The organism is Cupriavidus sp. YAF13 (assembly GCF_052113425.1).
Classification (GTDB): Bacteria; Pseudomonadota; Gammaproteobacteria; order Burkholderiales; family Burkholderiaceae; genus Cupriavidus.
Window position 1 is genome coordinate 181,466 of record NZ_JBFRDD010000003.1, and the last position, 24,934, is coordinate 206,399.

The 24,934-nt window shown below is 66.7% G+C and carries 16 protein-coding genes; all 16 read right to left on the bottom strand.

The annotated features are described in order from the left end of the window. Positions 1-135 precede the first annotated feature (135 nt). The 16 genes from AB4061_RS04295 to aspA all read right to left on the bottom strand — a co-directional run bounded on the left by AB4061_RS04295 (position 136) and on the right by aspA (position 24,811). Entirely contained in the window at positions 136-1,494 is a 1,359-nt protein-coding gene (locus AB4061_RS04295) for a sigma-54-dependent transcriptional regulator (RefSeq protein ID WP_441631199.1), read from the bottom strand. Beyond that, the gene (locus AB4061_RS04300; protein ID WP_441631201.1) at positions 1,487-3,262 is read right to left on the bottom strand and encodes a sensor histidine kinase; all 1,776 of its coding nucleotides are present in this window, start codon (positions 3,260-3,262) and stop codon (positions 1,487-1,489) included. Before AB4061_RS04300 ends, AB4061_RS04295 begins: the two co-directional genes overlap by 8 nt. A 196-nt stretch (positions 3,263-3,458) precedes the next feature. Then, on the bottom strand, positions 3,459-4,454 hold the full coding sequence (locus AB4061_RS04305; RefSeq protein WP_441631473.1) for a cytochrome d ubiquinol oxidase subunit II: 996 nt from the start codon (positions 4,452-4,454) through the stop codon (positions 3,459-3,461). Positions 4,455-4,459: 5 nt separating this feature from the next. Beyond that, positions 4,460-5,863, bottom strand: coding sequence for a cytochrome ubiquinol oxidase subunit I (locus tag AB4061_RS04310; protein ID WP_441631203.1), 1,404 nt, complete (start codon positions 5,861-5,863; stop codon positions 4,460-4,462). A gap of 85 nt (positions 5,864-5,948) precedes the next feature. Next, a complete protein-coding gene (locus AB4061_RS04315; RefSeq protein ID WP_441631205.1) occupies positions 5,949-6,608 on the bottom strand; it encodes a DUF6781 family protein in 660 nt (219 codons plus the stop codon). 66 nt (positions 6,609-6,674) lie between these two features. Beyond that, positions 6,675-7,421: an acetoacetyl-CoA reductase gene (gene phbB, locus AB4061_RS04320; RefSeq protein ID WP_174425371.1), complete on the bottom strand. Its 747-nt coding sequence runs from the start codon at positions 7,419-7,421 to the stop codon at positions 6,675-6,677. A gap of 43 nt (positions 7,422-7,464) precedes the next feature. Beyond that, positions 7,465-8,640 carry an acetyl-CoA C-acetyltransferase gene (locus tag AB4061_RS04325; protein ID WP_441631207.1) on the bottom strand — a complete coding sequence of 392 codons (1,176 nt, stop codon included), beginning with the start codon at positions 8,638-8,640 and terminating at the stop codon, positions 7,465-7,467. A 70-nt stretch (positions 8,641-8,710) separates the two neighbouring features. After that, positions 8,711-10,402 carry a class I poly(R)-hydroxyalkanoic acid synthase gene (gene phaC, locus AB4061_RS04330; RefSeq protein ID WP_441631209.1) on the bottom strand — a complete coding sequence of 564 codons (1,692 nt, stop codon included), beginning with the start codon at positions 10,400-10,402 and terminating at the stop codon, positions 8,711-8,713. Between the two features lie 47 nt (positions 10,403-10,449). Then, positions 10,450-11,808 carry an NAD(P)/FAD-dependent oxidoreductase gene (locus AB4061_RS04335; protein WP_441631211.1) on the bottom strand — a complete coding sequence of 453 codons (1,359 nt, stop codon included), beginning with the start codon at positions 11,806-11,808 and terminating at the stop codon, positions 10,450-10,452. 13 nt (positions 11,809-11,821) lie between these two features. Further along, complete coding sequence (locus AB4061_RS04340; protein WP_441631213.1) at positions 11,822-13,174, bottom strand: dicarboxylate/amino acid:cation symporter; 1,353 nt, start codon at positions 13,172-13,174, stop codon at positions 11,822-11,824. 51 nt (positions 13,175-13,225) lie between these two features. Beyond that, on the bottom strand, positions 13,226-15,520 hold the full coding sequence (locus tag AB4061_RS04345; RefSeq protein WP_441631215.1) for an NADP-dependent malic enzyme: 2,295 nt from the start codon (positions 15,518-15,520) through the stop codon (positions 13,226-13,228). A 130-nt stretch (positions 15,521-15,650) separates the two neighbouring features. Next, the gene (gene lpdA / locus AB4061_RS04350) at positions 15,651-17,420 is read right to left on the bottom strand and encodes a dihydrolipoyl dehydrogenase (RefSeq protein ID WP_441631217.1); all 1,770 of its coding nucleotides are present in this window, start codon (positions 17,418-17,420) and stop codon (positions 15,651-15,653) included. Positions 17,421-17,433: 13 nt separating this feature from the next. Further along, entirely contained in the window at positions 17,434-19,029 is a 1,596-nt protein-coding gene (locus AB4061_RS04355; protein ID WP_441631219.1) for a dihydrolipoyllysine-residue acetyltransferase, read from the bottom strand. A 20-nt stretch (positions 19,030-19,049) separates the two neighbouring features. Continuing rightward, complete coding sequence (gene aceE / locus AB4061_RS04360; protein WP_441631221.1) at positions 19,050-21,743, bottom strand: pyruvate dehydrogenase (acetyl-transferring), homodimeric type; 2,694 nt, start codon at positions 21,741-21,743, stop codon at positions 19,050-19,052. 188 nt (positions 21,744-21,931) lie between these two features. Beyond that, positions 21,932-23,272, bottom strand: coding sequence for a dicarboxylate/amino acid:cation symporter (locus AB4061_RS04365; protein WP_441631223.1), 1,341 nt, complete (start codon positions 23,270-23,272; stop codon positions 21,932-21,934). A gap of 111 nt (positions 23,273-23,383) precedes the next feature. Continuing rightward, on the bottom strand, positions 23,384-24,811 hold the full coding sequence (gene aspA / locus AB4061_RS04370; protein ID WP_441631225.1) for an aspartate ammonia-lyase: 1,428 nt from the start codon (positions 24,809-24,811) through the stop codon (positions 23,384-23,386). Positions 24,812-24,934: the final 123 nt, after the last annotated feature.

Consider the following 24,934-nt stretch of genomic DNA (forward strand, 5'->3'; position numbering starts at 1 on the left):
GGGGAATACCTGTCAGTCTTGATTCTTGAAAATAGGGGGCGTCCCCCGCGCTACCGGGGGCGATGGTGGCTCTGTCGGCTCTGTTGGTTCAGGTAGCTCAGGTGGCTCTGTTTGTGCAGGTGGACTACGCCTGGGTTACTCCTCGGCCTGCACCTTGTCATAAGCGATCTGCAGACGGCGCAGCTTGGAGTACAGCGTTTGCTTGGGGATGGAAAGTGCCCTGGCGGTTGCCGCCACATCGCAGTTGTTCCGCTTGAGTTCCTCCATGACAACAACCCGTTCAAACTGTTCGAGCTGGTCGGGCAGGCTGTTGCCGTGCTCGGCATGGCTGCCGTGCAGCTCGAAATCGTCGGACAGCAGCCCGAGCACGAAACGGTCGGCCACATTGCGCAGCTCGCGCACGTTGCCAGGCCATGAATGGGACAGCAGCAGCTCGAACTGCGCGTTCCCGAGCACCGGCGCCGGCCGGTTGAAGCGGGTAGCGGCCTGCAGGATGAGATGCTCGAACAGCAGCGGGATATCTTCGCGCCGCTCGCGCAGTGGCGGCAGSTCGATAAAGGCCACGCCGATGCGGTAGTACAGGTCGGCACGGAATTTTTTTTGCTCGCTGAGGAGTTTCAGGTCTTCCTTGCTGGCAGCAATGACCCGGCAATCCACCGCGATGGGCTCGTTCGACCCCACCCGTTCGATGGAGCGCTCCTGCAGCGCGCGCAGGAACTTGACCTGCACCGACATCGGCATGCTTTCGATCTCGTCGAGGAACAAGGTGCCGCCCTGCGCATGCTCGAACTTGCCGCAGCGCCGCCGCGTGGCGCCCGTGAAGGAACCTACCTCATGGCCGAACAGCTCGCTCTCGGCCAGGGCTTCGGGCAGGCCGCCGCAGTTCAGCGGCACGAAGTTGCCGGTGCGGCGCGCGCTATGGTCATGCAGGCAGCGCGCCACCAGGTCCTTGCCCGTGCCGGTCTCGCCATAGATCACCACGTCCGCCGGCGCATCGGCCAGCGCGCGCACGGCGCGGCGCACCCGCTCCATTTGCGCGGAGCGTCCGATCAGGCAGGCCTGGATCCCGTGCCAGCTTTCCAGCTGCTCGCGCAGGCCCAGCACTTCCAGGCTGAGCTTGCGCCGGTCGGCGGCGCGCCTGACCACGGAGACCAGCCGCTCGGAGGAGCACGGCTTCTCGATAAAGTCGTACGCACCCTCGCGCATGGCTTGCACCGCCATGGAGATATCGCCGTGGCCGGTCATCAGGATCACGGGCAGGTCGGGGTCGATGTGCCGGATCTCGTTGAGCCAGGCCACGCCGTTCATGCCCGGCAGCTTCACGTCGCAGACCACCACCACCGGCTCGCCGATGCCGATGCTGCTGCGCGCCTGCTCCACCGACGCAAAGCCGTCCACAGCGAAGCCCGCCAGCTCGAGGGCCTGCGAGCTGCCAACCAGCACATCCTCCTCGTCCTCGACAAAAACCACGCGGATGGGATGGGTGTCAGTCATTGGGTTTTCTCTCATGCGACGGCGCCAGCGGCAGCTCGACCACGAACTCGGCACCGGCAGGCGCAAGGTTGCGGGCGTACAGGCGCCCGCCGAATTCGCGCACGATGTGCGCCGAGATCATCAGGCCAAGGCCTAGGCCCTTGCCCGCCGGCTTGGTGGTAATGAATGGGTCGAACAGGCGCGGCAGCACGTCGGGATGGATGCCGGGGCCGGTGTCGCGGATGGTGACGATGCAGAACAGCTCTTGCCGGGCCGCGTGGATCTCCAGCTCCCGCACCGGCGCGCCCGACAAGGCATCGGCGGCATTGCCCAGCAGGTTGACCAGCACCTGCTCGACGCGGATCTCGTCAGCCAGGACGCTGATGTCGTCGGGGTCGATCGCCACGCTGACCGTGATATCGCGCTCCCGCATCCGGGTGCTGACAAGGAGCAGTGCGTCCTGCACCGCCTGGCGTACCAGGACCGGCTGCACCGCATCCTGGGACTTGAAGGCAAAGACCTTGAGCTGCTGCGTCAGCCGGCCAAGGCGATCGATCAGCTTGGCGATGCGCTGGAGGTTGCCCGCCACATCCTTGAGCCGGCCTTTTTCCAGCAGCACCTCGGCGTTGTCCGACAGCGTGCGCATGGCCGCCAGCGGCTGGTTGAGTTCATGCACCACGCCGGCGGACATCTGCCCGAGCGCGGCCAGCTTGCCGGCGTGGACCAGGTCGCTTTGCAGCGCGCGCAGCTCGGCCGTGCGCTCCAGCACCTTGGCCTCCAGGCCATCGTGCGCGGCGCGCAGCGCGCGTTGGGCGGCGGCTTGCTGTTGCGCGGCGCGCAGGCGCAGCGCAATCACCAGCGCCAGCAGCAGGATCACCATGCAGGCCAGCAGGGCGCCGATGGCGGCGTTGCGGGCCAGGTTGCGCGCCGGCAGTTCGTCGTCCAGCAGCATGATGCGCCAGAGGCCGTGGTTGACCGTGCGCTCCGAGGCCAGGTAGTCCACGCCATCCAGGCGCACGCGCATGCTGTGCGCGTCCAGCCGGGCACGTACCTGCCAGTCCAGCGGCATCAGGTCGGACTTGCCGTAGGTGCGCGCCAGGCCGGCCTCGGCCAGCATCGCTTGCGTCAGCGGCGCCAGCGGGCGCAGCCGCCACGGCGCAAGCGACGCCAGGATGACCACATCGCGGGTGTCGACCACCAGCACCTTGCCCGGGATCTGGACCCAGTTGCGTTCCACCGCGTCGAGGTTGACCTTGACCGTGGCCACGCCGCGCTGCGCGCCGCCCTGCTGCAACGCGTAGGCGAGGTAATAGCCGGGCCGGCCGGAGGTAAACCCTACGCCGTAGAAGCGGCCCCGGCCGTGCTCCAGCGCATCGCGCATATACGGCCGGAACGAGAGGTCGGCGCCCACCGGGGTACCCGGCTGGTCCCAGTCGGCCGCCGCCAGGGTCAGGCCGGAGCGCTGGGTGACGTACAGGTTGTCCGCGCCGGCGGTTGCGGTGATGCCGTGCAGGTAACGGCTGACCTGCTGCTTGAGCGCCGCGTCATCGGGCCGGCTGAGCAACGCGAAGACTTCCGTGGTGGATTCGAGCAACGAAGGCAGGTAATCGAAGCGGGACAGCTCGCCGTCAAGCCGCGCGGACACGACATCGAGGCGATGCTGGGCGGCAACCCGCAGCTGATCGAGCCCGGCGCGCAACGCCATGGCATAGGCCAGCCACGTGGCCAGCGCGATCGCTACCAATGCCATACCGCACCAGATGCCCATGCGCATACGGCCGAGATTCATGTCGCGAGCCCTTTCTCCGCGGTCCTCAACGATGGAGGACTTGTCGTCCGGATACCAGTGATGGAAGCGAGACCTGTGTTCGTCCGGGCACAGGTCGGGTGAACGCAGTGTACTCCCGGAGCACGGCTGCGCGAAACCCGCGAAGCCGTCGACGGGGCCTTGCGTTGTGTCGCGCCGCAGCATGTTCCGGGGCCAGCTAGGCATAGCGGAGTTCGCCGGTCTTGCCACGGAATACCCGGTAGGAGAACACCGTGTAGCCGGCAATGGCCGGCACCGAGATGCACACGCCCACCAGGATCACCTTCAAGGCCTCCGGGCTGCTGGCAGCCTGCCAGATCGTCAGGCGGTGGATCACGACAAACGGAAAGATGCTGTAGGCCAGCCCGAGGAAGCTGAGCACAAAGACCCCGATCAGCAGCACGAAGGGCAGCCAGCTCACCGGCCCGCGCACCACGCGGGTGTTCAGCAGCATGCGCACGGCCACGAGCGCCACGCCGGTCACCAGCGGGATGGAGACGAGGGCGACGATCTGCGGCAGCACGAACCAGCGCTCGCGCACCGCCGGGCTGATCCACGGCGTGGCAATCGAGATCAATGCCAGCCCGCAGACCATCGGCGCCCACGCGATCCTGGCCCAGTGCACCGCGCGCTGCTGGAGTTCGCCCTCGGTCTTCATGACGAGCCAGCACGCGCCGAGCAGCACGTAGGCCATCGGCAACGCCACGGCGATGGCCGCAGCAAACAAGGGGTAGTTCCAACCGGTACCGAAGCCACTGATGTAACGTCCCAGCATCCAGCCTTGCGAGACCGACGCGATCGTCGAGCCGGCGAAGAAGAGGTTGTCCCACATCGGCTTGTGCGCGCTCTTCACCTTCACCCGGAAGTCGAACGCCACGCCGCGCAGGATCAGCCCCACCAGCATCAGCGTGACAGGCAGGTAGAGCTCGGTCAATATCAATCCGTGCGCCTTAGGGAAAGCCACGAGGAGGATGCCGATGCCGAGCACCAGCCAGGTTTCGTTGGCATCCCAGAACGGACCGATCGACGCCACCATGACGTCTTTCTCGGCCGGGGCCGCCCGGTGCATCAGCATGCCGACGCCCAGGTCATAGCCATCGCTGATCACGTAGACCAGCATGGCCACGCCCATCAGCGCCATGAAGATCACGGGCAGGGCGTCGTCCAAACGCATCCAGGTCATGGTTGGCTCCCGGCAGGCAAGGGGTGCGCGGCGATCGCGCCGGGCGCAGGTGTGGGTTGTCCGGTGTGATCGGCCCCGAGCGGCACTTCCGGTTTCTCCGCCAGGTACTTGAGCACGCTGACGTAGGCGACGATCAGCGCGAGGTACACCGTCGCAAACAGCGCCAGCGTCAGGGCGATATGGGGCGCCGGCACGTTGGAGGCAACGTCGGCGGTGCGTACCAGGCCGTAGACGATAAAGGGCTGGCGTCCGATCTCGGTGACGTACCAGCCGGCCACCGTGGCAATCCAGCCGGAGAAGGTCATGCCCGCGAATCCCCACAGCAGCGCGCGCGGCAGCCGCTGCGGCTGCCAGCCGGCGCGGCGGTACCACCACCAGCCCAGCCAGCTGGCCGCCAGCATCAGCACACCCATGCCCACCATCACGCGAAACGCGAAGAACAGCGGCAGGACGGGCGGATGCGCGTCGCCGAACGTGTTCAGCCCGCGGATCTCGCCGTCGGCGCGGTGCGTCAGGATCAGGCTGGCGAGATGCGGGATGCCGATCGCCGCGCGGTTGGTGCGCGCGCCGGCATCGGGAATGGCGAAGAGCAGCAAGGGCGCGCCGCGCTCGGTTTCCCACACGCCCTCCATGGCCGCGATCTTCTGGGGCTGATGCGCAAGCGTGTTGAGCCCGTGCATGTCGCCGACCACGATCTGCAGCGGGATCGCGACGGCGGCGAGGGTCAGCCCGACCCGCAGCACCTTGGGCGCGGATAGCTGTCCGGTGCCCTTGAGCAACTGCCAAGCGCTCAGCCCCGCGAGCAGGAAGGCGCAGGTCAGCGCCGAGGCCAGCAGCATGTGGCAGAAGCGGTAGGGGAAGGACGGGTTGAAGATGACGGCGAGCCAGCTCTGCACATGGAACTCGCCATGGATGATCTCGTAGCCCTGTGGCGTCTGCATCCAGGAGTTCAGCGCCAGGATCCAGAAGGCGCTGAGCGTGGTGCCGAAGGCGACGAAGAAGGTCGACATCAGGTGTATCCGCTCGCCCACCTTGCCGTGGCCGAACAGCATCACGCCAAGAAAGCCGGCTTCGAGAAAGAAGGCGGTCAGCACTTCATAGGCGAGCAGGGGCCCGGCAATATTGCCAACCGTTTCCATGAAGCCTGGCCAGTTGGTGCCGAACTGGAAGCTCATGGTGATGCCGCTGACCACGCCAAGCGCGAACGTCAGCGCGAACACCTTGGTCCAGAACCGGTAGGCGCTCAGCCAGGCATGGCGCAGCGGTGGCGAGTCCGCCTTCAGATAGCGCCAGCGGAAGAACAGCAGCAACCATCCCAGGCCAATGCTGATGGTCGGGAACAGGATATGGAATGTGATGTTGGCAGCAAACTGCATGCGCGCCAGCAGGATGGGATCCATCTGTCCGGGCTCCTCCGTGGGTTGTGGATGGGACGCCGCGCTTGCGGCGTCCCGGTTGCTGCATGGCGGTGCGGCTACCGCGAGGTCAGCGCTTGCCTTCCCCGTTCAGGCCATTCGACATGCCGATCAGCACGCCGCTGACCAGCGTGGCGTAGTGCTCGAGCCAGGCTTCGGTGCTGCTTTGCGCAAAGGCCCGTCCCTCGCGCGCGAGCTCGCGCGCCTGGGTGGTCAGTTGCTCGACCACCGCCGTGGCACTGGCGCCGGTTGCCGTGCCCTTTAGCTTCATGCCGTCCAGCACCGACGACCACGGCCCCTGCACCGACTGCGGCAACTCGCCGATGGATTTGGCGACCGAGCCCAACAGCGCGTCCTCCATCTTCTCGATGTCGGCCACGGCCTTCTTGAGGTGGGTCTCGCGCAATTGGGCGCCCTGGTCGACGATCTGCTGCAACGCCCGGCGATTGGCTTCCACCGCCTGCACCAGCGCGGCGTCCATTCCCTGCGCGACCTGGGACAACATCGGCTCCAGCCCCGGCCCGGCGAGCCCGCTGCTGGCCGCCCCGGCGGAGGCCGCCTGGGTGACCATCTTCAGCGTGTCCTTGATGCTCTTCAGGGTCAGCTCCCGGCCTTGCAACGCCTTGAGGGTCGCCTGCTGGACAGCCTGTTGCAGGGATTGACCTTGCTTTTCCGACGCTTGCGCGAACTGCTTGATCAGCGCGTCGTGATCGATGCCCATGGATTTCATATGGTCTCCGGTTGCTGCCTTGCCTTGTTGTTGTCTTGCCAGATGGCCGTCATCGCTGCGCCAGCGTCATTGCATGTGCTGGCCGCCGTTGATGGCGATGTTGGCGCCGGTCAGGAAGGCGGCTTCCTCCGAGGCCAGGTAGATGATCAGGCCCGCCACTTCCTCCGGCTTGCCCAGGCGGCCTACCGGGATCTGCGGGAGAATCTTGGTATTCAGGATCTCCTCGGGAATGGCGGTGACCATCTTGGTGCCGATGTAGCCGGGCGAGATGGTGTTTACCGTCACGCCTTTCCGGGCGACCTCCAGGGCCAGTGCCTTGGTAAAGCCGTGCACGCCGGCCTTGGCGGCCGAGTAGTTGGTCTGGCCGAACGCGCCCTTGGAGCCGTTGACCGACGACACATTGACCACGCGGCCCCAGCCGCGCTCGACCATGCCGTCCGCGACCTGCTTGGTCATGTTGAACAGGCTGTCCAGGTTGGTGCGCAGCACCATGTCCCAGTTCACCTTGTCCATCTTCTTGAACGTCATGTCGCGCGTGATGCCGGCGTTGTTGACCAGCACATCGACCGGGCCGGCGACTTCCGTCACGGCCGCCACCGCCTTCGCGCACGAATCGATGTCCGCCACATCGCAGGGCACGGCGAGGATGTCGTAGCCGCGTGCCTTCATCTGCTGAACCCATTCGCCATGGGTGGTGTTGCCGGGCGAATAGGTGACCGCCACCCGGTAGCCGGCATCGGCCATCTTGGTGGAAATGGTTTCGCCCAGGCCGCCCATGCCGCCCGTGACCAGTACTACGCGTTGCTTGCTCATCGTTGTTTTCTCCTTGTGGAATGCATGTTGTCTTGGCACTCGATTAGCGCTCGACGGCCAGCGCCACGCCCATGCCGCCGCCGATGCACAGCGACGCCAGGCCGCGCCTGGCATCGCGCCGCGCCATTTCATGGAGCAGGGTGACCAGGATGCGGCAGCCGGACGCGCCGATGGGATGGCCGATGGCAATGGCGCCGCCATTGACGTTGATCTTGCTGGCGTCCCAGTCCATTTCCTGGTTGACCGCGCACGCCTGGGCGGCGAAGGCCTCGTTGATTTCCATCAGGTCCAGGTCGTTGATGCTCCAGCCCGCCTTTTGCAGGCAACGCTGCGAGGCCGGGACCGGGCCCATGCCCATGATCGTGGGGTCAAGCCCGGCGCTGGCATAGGAGGCGATGCGGGCCAGCGGCGTCAGCCCCAGCTCGCGCGCCTTGCTGGCCGACATCATCAGCACCGCCGCCGCGCCGTCGTTCAGGCCCGAGGCATTGCCGGCGGTGACGGAGCCGGCCTTGTCGAACGCCGGGCGCAGGCCCGCCAGGGCATCGGCCGTGGTGCCGTGCTTGATGAACTCATCGGTATCGAACACCACCGTGCCCTTCTTCGAGACGATCGAGACCGGCACGATCTCGTCCTTGAAACGGCCGGTCTTCTGTGCCAGCTCGGCCTTCTGTTGCGACGCGGCCGCGAACGCGTCCTGCTGTTCGCGCGAGATGTTGTAGGCCTTGGCCACGTTCTCGGCGGTGGTGCCCATGTGGTACTGGTTGAAGGCGTCCCACAGGCCGTCGACGATCATGGTGTCGGTCAGCTTCCAGTCGCCCATGCGCTGGCCGTCGCGCGAGCCTGACAGCACGTGCGGTGACGCGCTCATGTTCTCCTGGCCGCCGGCGATGACGATATCCGCGTCGCCGCACTTGATGGCCTGGGCCGCCAGGTGCACGGCCTTCAGGCCGGAGCCGCAGACCTTGCCGATGGTCATGGCGGGCACGGTGTTGGGCAAGCCGGCCTTGATGGCGGCCTGGCGCGCAGGGTTCTGCCCGCTGCCAGCGGTCAGCACCTGGCCCAGCAGCACTTCGTCGACCATCTCGGGTTTCAGGCCGCTGCGTTCGAGCAAGGCCTTGATGACCGTGGCGCCCAGTTCGGGGGCCGGCACCTTGGCGAGCGATCCGCCGAACTTGCCCACGGCGGTTCTGGCCGCGGCGACGATAACAACATCTTCCATGTGACTCTCCTGGGTGAATCTTGGGGGTAGGGTGGATAGCGGATTGACGGGGCGGCTGGCTGGTTGGCAGCTAGCTGGCCTTCGCCTTGACGTAGCGCCCGGGTGCGGGCTCGATCACGGGGTACGCGGCGTTGCCGGGCGACCGGCGCGCAGCGGTGCGCGCGCCGGCGTGTTGCGCCAGCCAGCGGGTCCAGGCCGGCCACCAGCTGCCTTCGGCGCGCTCGGCGCCGTCGAGCCAGCATTGCGGATCGCCCTGGAGCGGCCCGGTCCAGTGGTGGCGCTTGCCTTTGGCCGGCGGGTTGATCACGCCGGCGATGTGGCCGCTGGCGCCCAGCACAAAGGTCGTGGGCCCGCCCAGCAGGCGCGTGGTGGCATAGGCGCTGCCCCACGGCACGATATGGTCGTCATGCGAGGCATAGAGAAAGGCAGGCACCTGGACCCGGGCAAAGTCCACCGGCTCGCCGCACTGCACCGTGCCGCCGGGCACCCGCATGCGGTTCTCCAGGTAGGCGTTGCGCAGGTACCAGCAGTACATCGGCCCGGGCAGGTTGGTGTCGTCGCAGTTCCAGGACAGCAGGTCGAACGCGGGCGGCGCGCTCCCCTTCAGGTAGCTGTTGACGGCATAAGGCCAGATCAGGTCGTTGGCGCGCAGCGCCGCGAACACATGGGCCAGCTCGCGGCCGCGCAGCAGCCCGCCGCGGCCGATCGTGGCCTCGCGCATGGCGACCATGGCTTCATTGACCAGCAACCCGATCTCGCCCGTGTCGTGGAAATCCAGCATCGTGGTGAGCAGCGTGACGCTGGCAACCTTGTCCTCGCCGCGCGCGGCGGCCACAGCCAGCGCGCATGCCAGCAGCGTGCCGCCCACGCAGAAGCCCAGCGTGTTGACGCGATCGGCGCCGGTGATGTCCTGCGCCACGTCGATGGCGCGCAGCACGCCCTGTTCGAGATAGTCGTCCCAGGTCAGGTGCCCCTGCGCCTGCGCCACGTTGCGCCAGGACACCAGGAACACCGTATGCCCTTGCGCCACCGCATGGGCGACGAAAGAGTTCTCGGGCTGCAGGTCGAGGATGTAGAACTTGTTGATGCAGGGTGGCACGATCAGCAGGGGGCGCTGATGGACCTTGCCCTCGCCCGGCGCATACTGGATGAGCTGCATCAGCGCGTTCTCATGCACCACGGCGCCCGGCGTGGTGGCCACGTTGCGGCCAACCTCGAAGCTCTGCTCATCGGTCATGGAGACGCGCCCCTTGGCCAGATCCTGCAGGAACAGGCGCATGCCCTCCACCAGGCTGGCGCCGCCGGAGTCCACGGCCAGCTGCAGCGCCTCGGGGTTGGTGGCCAGGCAGTTGGCAGGGCTGAGCGCATCCAGCACCTGGCGCAGCGCAAACTGCCACTGGCCCTTGGTCTGCGCATCGGCCGGCGCCTGCTCGATCGCGCCTTGCAGCAGCGTGGCGTAGCTCTGGTAGTGGCGCACCGCCAGCGCGAAGCGCGGGTCGTCGCGCCAGGCCTGTGCGGCAAAGCGCCGGTCCGCGGTGCCGGCAGGCTCGCCCGCCGGCCAGAGCGCGCTCATTTGCCTGAGGGCCTGTTCCGGCCAGGCGGCAAGCGCGCGCGCCGCCGCCAGCATGGAGACCGGCGCGGGCGTGGCGTCGTCGTCCTGCGGCGCATGGCCGGGAGCGGCGCCGAACGCGCGCAGCATGGTCTGTTGCGCGCTCAAGAGCTCGGTAATCCAGCGGGAGGGATCGGGTGTGGGATTGGTCATGGGGTCCGGAAGAGTGCGATTGCGTGTGCGGGACGGCGCCACGGGGCTCAGTGCAGCTTCACATGCGGCTCGGTGCGCCGGACGATGGAGCGCGCCAGCGTGTCCAGCGCCACCTTGGCAAAGCCGTGCAAGGCCAGTTCGTGCATCTTGTAGAGCGACAGGTACATCATCCGGGCGAACAGTCCCTCCACCATCAGGCTGCCGCCGATCAGGCCGCCCATCATGTTGCCCACGGTGCTGAACTCGCCCAGCGACACCAGCGAGCCGAAATCGCGGTAGCGGTAGTCGGCCAGCGGCTTGCCCGCCATGCGGGCGCGGACCTGCCTGACCATGTGGGAGGCCTGCTGGTGCGCGGCCTGGGCGCGCGGCGGCACGAACCCGCCCTTGCCCTGATTGGCCTCGGGCCACGCGCACGCCGCGCAATCGCCGATCGCGAAGATGTTCTCGTCGCGGCTGGCCTGCAGCGTGGGGTGCACGACCAGCTGGTTGATCCGGTTGGTCTCAAGGCCCGCCAGGTCCTTGAGAAAGTCAGGCGCTTTCACGCCCGCCGCCCATACCACCAGCTCCGCGGGCAGCAGGCGGCCATCGCCCAGCAGCACGCCACCGGGCAGCACCTCGGCCACCTTGGCGTCGGTGAGCACATCCACGCCCAGCTTGCGCAGCAGGCTCTCCGTGGCGCTTGAGAGGCGTGGCGGCAGCGCCGGCAGCACGCGCGGCGCGGCTTCGATCAGCGTAACGCGGATGTCCTTGTCGGCGTCGACCCGGTCCAGGCCGAAGGCCACTACCTCGCGGGTGGTGCGGTGCAGCTCGGCCGCCAGTTCCACCCCGGTGGCGCCGGCGCCGATGATAGCAACGTGCAGCTGCTGGGCCAGCAGCGGCGCGGTCTGCGCATGCGCGCGGATGCAGGCATTGACCATGCGCGAGTGAAAGCGCAGCGCGTCCGCGGCGGACTCCAGCCGCATGGCGTGCTCGTAGACGCCAGGGGTGCCGAAGTCATTGCTCTGGCTGCCCACCGCGATGACCAGCGTGTCGTAGCCAAAGGTGCGCGGCGGTGTGATCTGCGTGCCTTCGTCGTCGACATAGGGCGCCACCAGCACCTCACGGCGCTCCCGGTCCAGGCCCACCATCTCGCCGACGCGGTAGCGGAAGTGGTGCCAGTGCGATTGCGCGAGATAGCCCACCTCATGCGCGCTCATGTCCATGCTGCCGGCGGCGATCTCGTGCAGCTTGGGCTTCCACACGTGGGTGCGGGTCTTCTCGATCAGGGTGACTTCGGCTTGCCGGCGCCGGCCAAGGGTGTTGCCCAGCCGGGTGGCCAGCTCAAGGCCGCCGGCGCCGCCGCCGACGATGACGATGCGGTGCGGTGCCTTGACGCTGGCGTCGGGACGATAGGTGGAAGGTTTCATCGCGGCCTGCCGGTCACCGGGTCAGCGTGGTGCCGGAGGCCGGCATGCGCGCCACCATCGGATCGAGCACGGCCTCCGGTTCGTCGGCCTCGGCGTCCGATTCGTTGTCCAGCCGGCGGTGCATGCGCGCCACGTCCAGGTCGCCGGTCCATTTCGCCACCACCACCGTGGCCACGCCGTTGCCGATCAGGTTGGTCAGCGCGCGCGCCTCCGACATGAAGCGGTCGATGCCCAGGATCAGGGCCAGGCCCGCCACCGGCACATGGCCCACCGCCGACAGCGTGGCCGCCAGCACGATGAAGCCGCTGCCGGTGACCCCGGCCGCGCCCTTGGAGGTGAGCAGCAGCACGGCCAGCAGCGTGAGCTGCTGCGTCAGGCTCATGTCGGTGTTGGTGGCCTGGGCGATAAACACGGCCGCCATGGTCAGGTAGATGGACGTGCCATCCAGGTTGAACGAGTAGCCGGTGGGGATCACCAGCCCCACGACGGACTTGCGCGCGCCCAGGTTCTCCAGCTTGGCCATCATCCGCGGCAGCACCGATTCGGACGACGACGTGCCCAGCACGATCAGCAGTTCCTCCTTGATGTACTTGATGAACTTCCAGATCGAGAACCCATGCGCGCGCGCGATGCCGCCAAGCACGACAAAGATGAAGAACAGGCAGGTTGCATAGAACGTCGCCATCAGCTGGCCAAGCTGCAGCAGCGAGCCCACGCCGTATTTCCCGATGGTAAACGCCATGGCCCCGAACGCGCCGATGGGGGCCACCTTCATGATGTAGCCGACGATGGTGAACAGCACATGCGAGAACTTCTCGATGAAGTCGAACACCAGCGTGCCGCGCCCGCCGAACTTATGCAGCGCGAAGCCAAACATCACGGCAAACAGCAGCACCTGCAGGATCTCGCCCTTGGCGAACGCGTCCACCACGGTATTGGGGATCACATGCAGCAGGAAATCCACCGTGCCCTGTATCTTGCCGGGCTCGGTATAGGCGGCGATGCTCTTGGTATCGAGCGTGCTTACGTCGACGTTCATGCCCGCCCCGGGCTTGACGATGTTGATGATCACGAGACCCACCACCAGTGCAATGGCGCTTACCACCTCGAAGTACAGCAGCGCCAGCCCGCCGGTCTTGCCGACCTTCTTCATGTCCTCCATGCCGGCGATGCCGACCACCACCGTGCAGAAGATGATCGGCGCGATGATCATCTTGATCAGCTTGATGAAGCCGTCGCCCAACGGCTTCATCGCCTCGCCGGCCTGCGGATAGAAGTGGCCGAGGATCACACCGATGACGATCGCGGTGATGACCTGGAAGTACAGGGATCGGTACAACGGCTTGGGGTGATTGTCATTGTCCATGGGTGTCTCCTCGTTGGGGTTGCTTGGCCGCCGGCGTCGTCGGGGGGCAGGTCAGTCGATTGCCCAGGCCGTTGCGCGCTGCGCGCCGGCGTCGACCGTTGCCACGGCGCTCATGTTGACGATGCGGCGTACCGTCGATGAAGACGTCAGGATGTGCACCGGGCGCGCGGCGCCGAGCAGGATGCCGCCCACCGTGATGCCGCCGCCCGCGGCGATGCGCATCAGGTTGTACGAGATGTTGGCGGCGTCCACGTTGGGCATCACCAGCAGGTTGGCTTCGGTGGGCAGGCAGGATTCGGGGAACTCGTGTTCCAGGATGGGCTTGGACAGCGCCGCATCGCCGCGCATCTCGCCTTCGACGGCCAGCGACGGCTCGCGCGCCTTCACCAGCGCCAGCGCTTCGCGCATCTTCACCGCCGCCGGCGCGGTGGAGCCGCCGAAGTTGGAGTGGGAAAGCAGGGCCACGCTAGGCGCGATGCCGAAACGCCGGACCGCCTCGGCCGCCAGCAGCGTAATGTCGGCGATCTGCTGCGCCGTCGGGTCGAGGTTGACGTGGGTGTCGCAGATAAACAGCTGGCGCCCCGGCAGCATCAGCATCTGCATGACGGCGAGCGTCTCGCTGCCGGGCTTGAGGCCGATGGTGTCCCGCACATAGCCAAGGTGGTCCTGGAAGCGGCCCACGGTGCCGCACAGCATGGCGTCGGCCCGGCCCTGGCGCACCAGCATGGCGCCCAGCAGCGTACCGCGGCTGCGCACCTCCGTCTGTGCCAGCGCCCGCGAGACGCCGTCGCGGCAACTCAGCTGGTAGTACGCCTCGGCCGCGTCGCGATAGACGGCGGGGTCCAGTGGGTCCACGCACTCGCAATCCACGCCGGGCTGCAGGCGCAGGCCGAATTGCGCAATGCGCTGGACGATGGCAGCGGGGCGGCCGACAAGCAACGGGCGCGCGATGCCCTCATCGATCACCACCTGGGCGGCGCGCAGCACGCGCTCGTCCTCGCCTTCGGCGTAGATCACCCGCTTGGGCGCGCGTTTGGCGGCGGCAAACACCGGCCCCATGGCGCTGCGCGACTGGTAGACGAACTGGCCAAGGCGCTGGCGATACGCCTCCATGTCGGCGATCGGACGCGTTGCCACGCCGCTGTCCATCGCGGCCTTGGCCACGGCGGGCGCCACCGCTTCGATCAGGCGCGGGTCGAACGGCTTGGGAATCAGGTATTCGGCGCCGAAGCGCAGGCCCGCCGCGCCGTACGCCTGCGCGACCACTTCGGGGATTTCCGCATGCGCCAGTTCGGCGATGGCGCGCACGGCGGCCAGCTTCATCTCCTCGTTGATGGTGGTGGCGCCAACGTCTAGCGCACCGCGGAAGATGAACGGAAAGCACAGGACGTTGTTGACCTGGTTCGGATAGTCCGAGCGGCCGGTGCCCAGGATGGCATCGGGGCGCACCGCCAGCGCGGCCTCCGGCGCAATCTCCGGGGTGGGGTTGGCCATGGCCAGGATGATCGGGTCGCGCGCCATGACCTTGACCATCTCCGGCTTGAGCACGCCGCCGGCCGACAGCCCCAGGAAGATGTCCGCGCCGCCGATGATGTCGGCCAGCGTGCGCGCGGACGTGTCCTGCGCATAGCGCGCCTTGTTCGGGTCCATCGCCTCCTTGCGGCCCTGATAGACCACGCCGTTGCTGTCGGAGACGAACACGTTGCCGATTGGCAGGCCCAGGTTGACGATCAGGTCCAGGCAGGCCAGTGCCGCGGCGCCGGCGCCGGATGCCACCAGCTTGACTTCGGCGATATCCTTGCCAACGTGCTTGAGCGCATTCAGGATGGCCGCGGCGGCCACGATGGCGGTGCCGTGCTGGTCGTCGTGAAAGACCGGGATCTTCATGCGCTCGCGCAGCTTCTTCTCGATGTAGAAGCACTCGGGCGCCTTGATGTCTTCCAGGTTGATGCCGCCAAAGGTCGGTTCCATGCGGGCGATGGTGTCGATCAGCGCATCCGGGTCGTCCTCCGCCAGTTCGATGTCGAACACATCGATGCCCGCGAACTTCTTGAACAGGCAGCCCTTGCCCTCCATCACCGGCTTGCCCGCCAGCGGCCCGATATTGCCCAGGCCCAGCACCGCGGTGCCATTGGTAATCACGGCGACCAGGTTGGCGCGCGACGTGAGGTTCATTGCCTCGGCCGGATCGCGCACGATCTCCATGCAGGCGTCGGCCACGCCCGGAGAGTAGGCGAGGGCAAGGTCGCGCTGCGTGGCCATTGCCTTGGTCGGCGTCACGGAGATCTTGCCGGGCGTGGGGTAACGGTGGTAGTCGAGTGCGGCTTCGCGAAGGTTTTCGGTCATGGTTGTCTCTGTGGCTCGGTCGGGGCGCCAGATCGGCGATAGACAGTCTTGTGATCTCTTGGGCGTGGCGCACGGCGAAAAWGCCGCGCCGTGCGCCTCTCGCGTATTGCTTATTGCTTATTGCTTCTTCTTATTTCTTCTTCACAGGCGGCAGGTCGGTGCAATGCCCCTCAAACACCTCGGCCGCCATCCCGATCGATTCGCCCAGCGTCGGGTGCGGATGGATGGTCTTGCCGATATCCGCGGGCTCGCAGCCCATCTCCACGGCCAGGCAGATCTCGCTGATCAGGTCGCCGGCATGCGTGCCGACGATGCCGCCGCCGATCACGCGATGGGTGGCTTCGTCGACGAGCAGCTTGGTGAAGCCTTCGTCGCGGCCGTTGGCGATGGCCCGGCCCGAAGCGGCCCACGGGAACACGGCCTTGCCGAACTTGATGCCCTCGGCCTTGCACTGGTCTTCGGTCTTGCCGGCCCAGGCCACCTCGGGATCGGTGTAGGCAACCGACGGGATCTGCCGCGCGTCGAAGAAGGCGGGCTCGCCGTGCGCGGCCTCGGCGGCCACATGCGCTTCATGTACCGCTTTGTGCGCCAGCATCGGCTGGCCAACAATGTCGCCGATCGCATGGATATGCGCGACATTGGTCCGCATCTGCTTGTCGACCTCGATGAAGCCGCGCTCGGTGACGGCCACGCCGGCCTTATCCGCGCCGATGGCACGGCCATTCGGGCTGCGGCCCACCGCCACCAGCACCAGGTCATAGACCTGCGGCGCCGGTGCCTCCTTGCCTTCGAAGCTGACTTCGATGCCGGTTGCGGTGGCCTTGGCCCCCACCGTCTTGGTCTTCAGCATGACGTGGTTGAAGCGGTGCGCGTTCTTCTTTTCCCAGACCTTGACCAGGTCGCGGTCCGCGCCCTGCATCAGGCCATCCAGCATCTCCACCACGTCGATGCGCGTGCCCAGCGTGGAGTAGACCGTGGCCATTTCCAGCCCGATGATGCCGCCGCCCACCACCAGCATGCGCTTGGGGATGGACTTGAGCAGCAGCGCGCCGGTGGAGTCGACCACGCGCTCGTCGTCGGGCATGAAGGGCAGCTTTACCGCCTGGCTGCCCGCCGCGATGATGGCCTTGGCGAACTTGATCACGCGCTTGCCGCCGTCGGCCGCCACCACTTCCAGGTGATACGGATCGAGGAAGCTGCCGACGCCGGTCACCACCTCGACCTTGCGCGCCTTGGCCATGCCGGCCAGGCCGCCGGTCAGCTTCTTGATGACGCTGTCCTTGAAGCCGCGCAGCTTGTCCAGGTCGATCTCGGGCGCGCCGTAGCGGATGCCGTGGTCCGGCAGGGTCGCCACTTCATCCATGACCGATGCGGTGTGCAGCAGCGCCTTGGAGGGGATGCAGCCCACGTTGAGGCAGACTCCGCCAAGCGTGTCGTAGCGCTCCACCAGGACGGTCTTCATGCCCAGGTCGGCGCTGCGGAACGCGGCGGAATAGCCCCCCGGGCCGGCGCCCAGCACCAGCATTTCGCATTCCATGTCCGCCTTGCCGGTGTAGCTGGCAGCGTTGGGGACGGGCACGGGGGCCGGCGCTGGCTTGGGCGGCGCCGATGGGGCCCCCGGCGCCGGCGCGCCGGGCGCGGCAACGGTTGCGGCGGCCTCGGCAGCCTCCAGCACCAGGATCACCGATCCCTCGCTCACCTTGTCGTTGACCTTGACCGTGATCTCCTTGACCACGCCGGCGTGGGTGGATGGGATCTCCATCGAGGCCTTGTCGGACTCGACCGCGATCAGGCTGGTATCCACGGCGATGGTCTCGCCGGGCTTGACCATGACCTCGATCACCGTGACATCCTTGAAATCGCCGATATCCGGCACTTTGACTTCGACACGTTGGGTCATTGCAGCGCGCCCCTCAGAACAGCACACGCCGCAGATCGGCGAGCAGGTTGGCAAAATGGACATTGAAGCGGGCAGCCGCGGCGCCGTCGATGACACGGTGGTCCCATGACAGCGACAGCGGCAGCGTCAGGCGCGAAGCCCAGTTCTTGCCGTCGCTGGAGTGCTGCTTCCAGAAGCTCTTGCACACGCCCATGATCGCGACCTCGGGCGCGTTGATGATGGGGGTGAAGTTGATGCCGCCAATGCCGCCGAGCGAGCTGATGGTGAAGGTGCCGCCCGACATCTGGTCGGGCTTGAGCTTGCCCTCGCGCGCCAGCTTGGCCAGCTCGCCCATCTCCCGCGCGATATCGGGGATGCTCTTCTTGTCGACGTCGCGGATCACCGGCACCATCAGGCCGTTGGGCGTGTCGGCCGCAAAGCCGATGTGGTAGTACTGCTTGAGCACCAGGGTGTCGCCGTCCAGGCTCGCGTTGAACTCGGGGAATGCCTTGAGCGTGGCCACGGCCGCCTTCATCATGAAGGGCAGCATGCTGATCTTGACGCCGCGCTTCTCCAGTTCCTTGTTCATCTGCACGCGGAACGGCTCCAGGTCGGTGATATCGGCTTCGTCGTGCGTGGTGACGTGCGGGATCACCACCCAGTTGCGGTGCAGGTTGGCGCCCGAGATCTTCTTGATGCGGCTCAGTTCCTTGCGCTCGACCGGGCCGAACTTGGCGAAGTCGACCTTGGGCCACGGCAGCAGGTCCAGGCCGGCGCCGCCAGCCGCTGGCGCGGCGGCGGGCCTGGTGGCGGGCGCCACGGCGCCGCCCGGGCGGGCGAAGGCCTCTACGTCGGCGCGCAGGATGCGGCCGTGCTCTCCGCTGCCGGGCACCTTGCCCAGGTCCACGCCGGTCTCCCGGGCGAGCTTGCGTACTGCCGGGCTGGCATAGGCAAGGGAAAAAGCGGTTTCGTCGACGCCACCGGATGCGGCAGCGGCAGCGGCGGCGGCGGGTGCGGCAGGGGCAGCAAGCGCGGCGGCCACGGCGCCCGGCGCCGTCGCTGCCGGCGCGTCGCCGGTGGCCAGCGCCATGATGACGCTGCCTTCGCTGACGGTGTCTCCCACCTTGACGCGGATCTCCCGCACCACGCCGCCCAGCGGGGCCGGCACGTCCATGGTGGCCTTGTCGGACTCCAGCGACAGCAGCGGGTCCTCCGCCTTCACGGTATCGCCGACCTTGACGAAGATCTCGATCACCGGGATGTCCTTGAAGTCGCCGATGTCGGGAATGCGCACTTCGGCCAGCCCGGCGGGCGCGCTGACCGGGGAGGGCGGCGCGCTCACGCTGGGCTTGGCGGCTTGCGCCGGCGCGGCGGCGGCAGTGCCGGCCCCAGCGCCTTCGAACTGCATCAGCACGCTGCCTTCGCTGACGGCATCGCCCAGCTTGACGTGGATCTGCTTGACCACGCCGCCATGCGGCGCGGGCACGTCCATGGTGGCCTTGTCCGACTCCAGCGAGACGAGCGGGTCCTCGGCCTTGACCAGGTCTCCCACCTTGACGAACAGCTCGATCACCGGCACGTCCTTGAAGTCCCCGATGTCGGGCACCTTGATTTCAATGGCTTGGTTCATTGTCTTTATTCCTTCGCCTGTCAGACCGTCCACGGCGCTGCGCGCTCGCTATCCACCCCATATCTGGCAATGGCCTCGGCTACCACCGCGGGTTTGATCGCGCCGTCATCGCACAGCGCCTTGAGCGCGGCCACGGCCACGTGGTAGCGGTCCACCTCGAAGAAGCTGCGCAGCTTGGCGCGGTAGTCGCTGCGGCCAAAGCCATCGGTACCGAGCACCACGTAGCGGCGCCCGGCGGCGTGCACGTATTCGCGCACCTGGTCGGCGTAGTTGCGCATGTAGTCGGTGGAGGCGATCACCGGGCCGTCATGGCCATCCAGGCTCGCCTCGACCCAGCTCTTGCGGCGCGGCTCGGTGGGATGCAGCAGGTTCCAGCGCTCCGTGGCCATGCCGTCGCGGCGCAGCTCGTTGTAGCTGGGGGCGCTCCAGATGTCGGCGGTCACGTTGAAGTCCGCCTTCAGCAGCTCGGCCGCCGCGATCACCTCGCGCAGGATGGTGCCGCTGCCCATCAGCTGCACGCGCAGCCCGCCCTTGCCGGCCTTGCCACCGTCCTTGAGCAGGTACAGGCCCTTGAGAATGCCTTCCTCGGTGCTGGCGCCGGCGCTCGCTTCGGCCAGCCCCGGGTGCGTGTAGTTCTCGTTCATCAGGGTGATGTAGTAATACACATCCTCCTGCTGCTCGTACATGCGGCGCATGCCCTCGCGCACGATGGTCACCACTTCATAGGCGAAGGTGGGGTCGTAGGAGACACAGTTCGGGATGGTGCCGGCGATGATGTGGCTATGGCCGTCCTCGTGCTGCAAGCCTTCCCCGTTGAGCGTGGTGCGCCCGGCGGTGCCGCCCAGCAAGAAGCCGCGCGCGCGGATATCGCCTGCCAGCCACGCCAGGTCGCCCACCCGCTGCAGCCCGAACATCGAGTAGTAGATGTAGAACGGGATCATCGGCACGTTGCTCGTGCTGTACGAGGTCGCGGCCACAATCCAGCTGGACATCGCGCCGCCCTCGTTGATCCCTTCCTGCAGCACCTGGCCGTCCTTGGACTCGCGGTAGTACATCAGCTGGTCGGCATCCTGCGGCTTGTAGAGCTGGCCGACCGACGAATAGATGCCCAGCTGGCGGAACATGCCTTCCATGCCGAAGGTGCGCGATTCGTCGGGCACGATGGGCACCACGTGCTTGCCAATGGCCTTGTCCCTGACCAGCGTGCCCAGCATCTGCACGAAGGCCATGGTGGTGGAGATCTCGCGCTCGCCGGTGCTGTCCAGCAGGCGCTGGAAGTTGGACAGCGGCGGAATCTCCAGCGAGGTGGACTTGCTGCGGCGTGCCGGCAGGTAGCCGCCCAGCGCCGCGCGCCGGGCGCGCAGGTACTGCATCTCCGGGCTGTCCTCGGCCGGCTTGATAAAGGGCACGTCGGCCAGTTGCTCGTCGCTGACCGGAATCTGGAAGCGGTCGCGGAAGCCGCGCAGGGCGTCCTGCGTCATCTTCTTGGCCTGGTGGGCAATCATCTGGCCTTCGCCGGATTCGCCCATGCCATAGCCCTTGACCGTCTTGGCCAGGATCAGCGTCGGCTCGCCGGTGTGCTTCACGGCCGCCGCGTAGGCGGCAAACACCTTCTCGGGATCGTGGCCGCCGCGCGTGAGGCCCCAGATTTCCTCATCGTTCATGTCGGCGACCAGCGCCTTGAGTGCCTCGTACTTGCCAAAGAAGTGCTCGCGCACGTAGGCGCCGCTCTTGCTCTTGAAATCCTGGTACTCGCCGTCGACGCATTCCTCCATGCGCTTTAGCAGCAGGCCGCTCTTGTCCTTGGCCAGCAGCTTGTCCCAGCCGCCGCCCCAGACCACCTTGATCACGTTCCAGCCAGCGCCGCGGAAGACCGATTCCAGCTCCTGGATGATCTTGCCGTTGCCGCGCACGGGGCCGTCCAGCCGCTGCAGGTTGCAGTTGATGACGAAGATCAGGTTGTCCAGCCGCTCGCGGCCGGCCAGCGAGATCGCGCCCAGCGATTCGGGCTCGTCCATCTCGCCGTCGCCCATGAAGGCCCACACCTTGCGCGCTGCCGTGTCCGCCAGGCCGCGGCCTTGCAGGTACTTGAGGAAGCGCGCCTGGTAGATCGACATCAGCGGCCCCAGGCCCATCGACACGGTGGGGAACTGCCAGAAGTCCGGCATCAGCCAGGGGTGCGGGTAGGAGGACAGCCCGGTGCCCCCGGTCTCTTGCCGGTAGCCCAGCAACTGCTGCTCGGTGAGCCGCCCTTCGACAAAGGCGCGGGCATAGATGCCCGGCGCGCTGTGGCCCTGGATGTAGAGCAGGTCGCCGCCGTGGGTGTCGGTGGGCGCGTGCCAGAAGTGGCCAAAGCCGATGTCGTAGAGCGTGGCCGCCGACTGGAAGCTGGCGATGTGGCCACCCAGCTCCGACGATTCCTTGTTGGCGCGCAGGATGATCGCCATGGCGTTCCAGCGGATGATCGAGCGCAGGCGATGCTCGATGGCGCGATCGCCGCTCGATTGCGCTTCATCCTTGGGGGCGATGGTGTTGCGGTAGCCCGTGGTCAGGGAGCGCGGCACATAGAGGCCATCGCGCCGCGCCTCGTCCACCAGCGTATTGACCAGCTGGTTAGCACGCTCGGCTCCGCGGTGTTGGGTCACCGCTTGCAAGGACTCCAGCCATTCCGCGGTCTCGATAGGATCGAGATCGCCCGCTTCTCGTGCGCTCATAGTGTCTCCACGTGTTCTGTTTTGGTTGTGTCGGGTGCTGCAGTGGCAGAGCTATTCAGCAAGAGGTGTGCCACTGCAAGCGCGGTTGTGCAGGTTGCGCAAGTGATTGATTGGAAAGGGATCCCGCCGTGACCGGCCGGCTGCCCGGTCGGGAATCCATATTCAGGCGGGGTGATCGTTATGAGATTTCATGCGGGGGTGTCAGGGATTACCCGCGCCTGGCCGCCGCGGGGTTGTTGCGAAGGCGCTTGCGCAATGTCCTGGGCCTCCAGGGCCCCCACGGCATCCGGGTCCTGCGTGGCGCCAAGCTCGCCTTCCCATTTGGCAACGACAGCCGTGGCGATGCTGTTGCCGATGACGTTGGTGGCGGTGCGGCCCATGTCGAGGAACTGGTCGATGCCCAGGATCAGCAGCAGGCCGGCTTCCGGCAGGTTGAACATCGGCAGGGTCGCCGCCACCACCACGATGGAGGCACGGGGGACGCCGGCGATGCCTTTGCTGGTGACCATCAGCACCAGCAGCATGGTGATCTGCTGGGTCAGGCTCATCTCGATGTTGTAGGCCTGGGCGATGAACAGCGCGGCAAATGCCTGGTACATCATCGAGCCGTCGAGGTTGAACGAGTAGCCCAGCGGCAGCACGAAGCCGGTCACCTTGTTGGGCACCCCGAACTTCTCCATCTGCTCCATGGTCTTGGGGTAGGCCGCCTCGCTGCTGGCGGTGGAGAACGCCAGGATCGTCGGCTCGCGGATCAGCTTGAGCAGCGTGAACACCCGCCCGCCCAGGAACAGGTAGCCCGCCGCGGTCAGCACCAGCCACAGCACCAGCAAGCCCAGGTAGAAGCCGCCGATGAACTTGCCGTAGGTAAACAGCACGCCAATGCCCTGCACCGTGATGGCGGCGGCTACCGCGGCAAACACGCCGAGCGGCGCGAAGCGCATCACAAAATCGGTGACGCGCAGCATGATCGCCACCAGTTCCTCGATCGACGCCACCAGGTGATGGCCCACCTTGCCCTTGAACGACGCAATGGCAAAGCCGAAGAACAGCGAGAACACCAGGATCTGCAGGATCTCGTTCTGCGCCATCGCCTCGAACACGCTCTTGGGGAAGACGTGCGTGATGAAGTCCTTCAGGTTCAGCGTGGAGGTCTTGAGGTTGGTGGCGGTGCCGATTTCGGGCAGTGGCAGGTTCAGCGCATGCCCGGGCTGCAGCAGGTCCACGAAGAACATGCCGAGCAGCAGCGATATCAGCGACGCGGTGATGAACCAGCCGAGCGCCTTGATGCCGATGCGGCCCACGGCGCTGGCGTCTTTCATGCCGGCGATGCCCGCCACCAGCGTGCCGAACACCAGCGGCGCGATGATCATCTTGATCAGGCGCAGGAAGACGTCGGTGACGATGGAGAAGTAGCCGGCGATCTCCTTGGCCATTGCCRCATCGGGCACGAGGCGGTTGCAGAGATAGCCGGTGACGATGCCCAGGACCATGGCGATCATGATCCGGGTTGTGAGCTTGTTTGCCTTCATGATGCGTTGTCTCCAGGGGTTGCGGCCAGATCCTGGTCTGACCGTCGGTATCGGGGCAGGGCGGGGCCGGTGGCGCCATGCCTGGCGCCGGACGCGCCGTGTCCCCCGGGGTCAGCGTGCGCGGGGCGCCAGGCTCAGCGGGGTTGGCTGCGTCAGCACTTCCGGGCGCAGGATCTGGTCCAGTTCCTCCCGGGTCAGCAAGCCCTTTTGCAGCACGATCTCGTACACGCTGCCGCCGGTGGCATGGGCCTCCTGTGCCACGGCGGTGGCGTTGGCATAGCCGATGTACGGGTTCAGGGCGGTCACGATACCGATGGAGTTCTCGACCGTGGCCCGCAGGCGTTCTTCGTTGGCGGTGATGCCGTTGACGCAGCGCTCGGCCAGCGTCAGGCAGCCGTTGCGCAGATGGCTCACGCTCTTGAACAGGCTGTGCGCGATGATCGGCTCGAAGGCATTGAGCTGCAACTGGCCGGCTTCGGCCGCGAAGCTGACCGTGATGTCGTTGCCGATGACCTCGAACGCGATCTGGTTGACCACCTCCGGGATGACGGGATTCACCTTGCCGGGCATGATGCTGGACCCGGCCTGCATGGCCGGCAGGTTGATCTCGCCCAGGCCGGCGCGCGGGCCGCTGGACAGCAGCCGCAGGTCGTTGCAGGTCTTGGAGAGCTTGACCGCCACGCGCTTGAGCACGCCGGACAGCTGGACAAAGGCGCCGCAATCCTGCGTGGCCTCGATCAGGTTCGGCGCGGTCATCAGCGGAATGCCGGTGATCTCCTTGAGCCGCTTGAGGATCAGCGGCGCGTAGTCCGGGTGCGCGGTGATGCCGGTGCCGATGGCGGTGGCGCCCATGTTGATCTCGCAGATCAGCAGGGCGGCCTCGCGCAGCCGCTCCTCGTCCTCGCCGAGCATCACGGCGTAGGTGCTGAACTCCTGGCCCAGCGTCATGGGCACGGCGTCCTGCAATTGGGTGCGGCCCATTTTCAGGACATGCCTGAACTCTTCGGCCTTGCGCTCGAAGGCGCCCCGCAGCACGCCCATGGCATCCACCAGGCCCTGGATGCCGAACCAGGTGGCGATCTTGAGGGCGGATGGGTAGACGTCGTTGGTGCTCTGGCCAATGTTGACCTGCTCGTTCGGGTGCAGGTACTGGTACTCGCCCTTGTTGTGCCCCATCAGTTCGAGCGCGCGGTTGGCGATGACCTCGTTGGCGTTCATGTTGGTCGAGGTGCCGGCGCCGCCCTGGATCACGTCGACGACGAACTGATCGTGCAGCTTGCCGCCAAGCAGTTCCGCGCAGGCGGCGACGATGGCGTCGCAGCGGGGCTCGTCGAGCAGGCCCAGTTCGTGGTTGGCCAGCGCGGCTGCCTGCTTGATGTAGGCCAGGGCCTTGATGAGCTCGGGGTAGATGGAGATAGGGGTGCCGGTGATCGGGAAGTTCTCTACCGCGCGCAGGGTGTGCACACCGTAGTAGACATCGGCCGGGACCTCGCGATCGCCCAGGAGGTCATGTTCGGTTCTAAAGGTTCCAGCGGTCATTGCATTGCTCCTCGCAAATTTACATCAGGGAGGAGTTGACTCTAGGTAATCCGCCGGCAGGTAGCGACCTTGATGCGAATTTGTCATGGCGCGGCACGAAATACTCATGCGGCACCCGCGCTA